The 2,444-nt window shown below is 62.8% G+C and carries 2 protein-coding genes; both read left to right on the top strand.

Annotated elements, in window-relative coordinates:
* The coding region (locus tag NKH52_RS35210; RefSeq protein ID WP_352736867.1) for a hydantoinase/oxoprolinase family protein at window positions 1-1,633 on the top strand (1,633 nt) is incomplete at its 5' end.
* A 30-nt stretch (window positions 1,634-1,663) separates the two neighbouring features.
* Window positions 1,664-2,444: hydantoinase B/oxoprolinase family protein (locus NKH52_RS35205; RefSeq protein WP_352658154.1), on the top strand; the 781-nt coding region annotated here is incomplete at its 3' end.

Here is a 2,444-nt window from a genome sequence, read left to right as displayed (position 1 = left end):
ATCCGATGTCGAGGCGGCGATAGCCGACTTCCAACGCTATGGCGTCGAAGCAATAGCGGTCGGTCTGCTTTGGTCGGTCGTCAATCCCATCCATGAAACAACGATGCGCGAAATCATCGCGCAGGCATGGCCGGAGATCCCGGTGACGCTTAGCCATGAAGTCAATCCGATGTCGCGCGAGTACAAGCGCATCATCGCGGCCGCTATCGACGCGTCGATCAATCCCATCGTGCGAACCTATATCGAGGACTTGCGGCAAGCACTGTCGCAGGCTGGTTTCCAGGGCGAGCTGCTGCTGGCCAACTGCGTCGGTGGAATGATGCCTCCCGCCGAGATGCTGCGGCGGCCAATCTACAGCGTCATGTCGGGGCCGACGCTGGCGCCGATGGCCGCGCTGGCGCTGAGCGACGAAGCCAACGTCATCGTCGGTGACATGGGCGGCACCACCTTCGACGTCTCGGCTTTGCGCGACCACCAGATCATCGTCACCCCGGACAGCATGATCCACGACGATTCGCTGGGGATCGCGAAGGTGGATGTGAGATCGGTCGGCGCCGGCGGCGGGTCCATTGCCTGGGTCGATGATGGCGGCCTGCTGCGGGTCGGGCCGCAAAGCGCTGGCGCGCGGCCGGGGCCGGCATGCTACGGAGCGGGCGGCACCGCGCCGACGGTCACCGATGCCAATGTCGTGCTCGGCATCATTGACCCGGATTATTTCCTCGGCGGCCGGATCAAGATCAGCCGCGAACTGGCCGAGAAAGCGGTCGCGAGCATCGCGACGCGGCTCGGCATCCCGCTGCTCGACGCGGCTTACGCCATCCAGACCACCAGCAACCACAACATGGTCGGGGCCATTGAGGAAATCACCATTCGCGAGGGCATAAACCCACGCGACAGTTTCTTTGTCTGCGGCGGCGGCGCGACCGCCATCCACATCGCCGAGATGGCCGACATATTGGGCTTGAAACGCTACATGATCCCGCGCTTCATGGCCGGGCTGAGCGCGTTCGGCGGGTTGATCTCGGATATCACGCGCGAGGAAAGCGCGGTTTTCCTGACCTCGACCCGGCGCTTCGACGCCGCCGGCGTCTCCGACATCCTGGCGCGGTTGAAGGTGTCGGGCGAAGCATTTCTCGAACAGGCCGGCGTTGAGCCCGAGCTGCGGCGTTTCGAGTTCTCCTTTCTTGGTCGCTACGAGTACCAATCCTGGGAAATCGAGGTCCATTTCGAGGCCAATGAGGCGCATCTCGACGCGGCGAAACTGCCAAGTCTCGTCGAAGCGTTCCATCAGATGCACGAACGCATTTATTCAATCAGATCCGACCGCGACGTCGTCGAATTCACCAACTGGAAGCTGCGCGCGGTGGGCAAGCGGGCTAATCAGGACGCCTGGAGGGACTTCAGGCTGGCCGACCAGGCGACGGCGCCGGTCGCCAAGACCCATCGGCCAGCTTATTTGCACGAAACCCGGCGGACGAGCTCTCTGCCCGTGTACGACATGGACCAGCTGGGTGCGGGGGCGGCGCTTGACGGCCCCTGCCTGGTTGAGGCGACGACGTTCACCGCCTTCCTCAAGGACGGACACCGCGGGCGCGTCGACCCGCAGGGCAACATCGTCGTGACAGTCGATTGACTCAAACCTTCCCGAATAAGGCACCGCAAAATGAATTCACCTGTCATTCGCCTGGAGACGCCAACGCGCCGCGTCGATCCGTTCCTGATGTCGGTTCTGAAAAGCCGGTTCGAGGCGGTCGTGCGGGAAATGACGCTGGTCGTGATGCGGGCCAGCCGCTCGGCGGTGATCAAGAACGCCCGCGACCTGAGCTGTGCGATCCTGACCTATGACCACCGCCTCGTTTCCACCGAGGACGCGCTGCCGATCCACGTCATGTCGATGGATCTGGCGACCCGTCCGATAACGGAGTTGTTCGACGATATCGCCGACGGCGACATCTTCCTCAACAACTGCCCATACACGGGCGGCACGCATCATGCCGACCTGATCATGGCGATGCCGATCTTTTTCGATGGCAAGCCGCTGTTTTGGGCCGTGGCGCTCTCCCATCACGCCGATACCGGCGCGCCGACGCCTTCGACCTATCTGCCATTCGCCAAGAACGTTTATGAGGAAGGGATCCACTTTCCCTGCGTGCGCGTGGTCGAACAGCACCGGGAGAAGCAGGATATTCTGCGCATCGGCATGATGCGCAACCGTGTTCCAGACATCTGGCTGGGCGACGTGCGCGCCCAGATCGGCGCCTGCAGGACCGGTCGACGCCGTCTGTTGGAACTGCTTGAAAAATACGGCCGCGACACGCTGCTGGATTTCGTCGAGGACTGGTTCGACTACGGTGCACGTCGCGCCATGGCCGAAATCGCCAAATTGCCGAAGGGCAAGTTCTCCTACGAGGTCCGCCATGACCCGGTCCCCGGCGTGGCGGAGG

The organism is Mesorhizobium sp. M1066, assembly GCF_040318635.1.
Lineage (GTDB): Bacteria > Pseudomonadota > Alphaproteobacteria > Rhizobiales > Rhizobiaceae > Mesorhizobium.
Note: the sequence above shows the minus strand (reverse complement) of the source record. Positions and strands in the feature narration are given on the sequence as shown.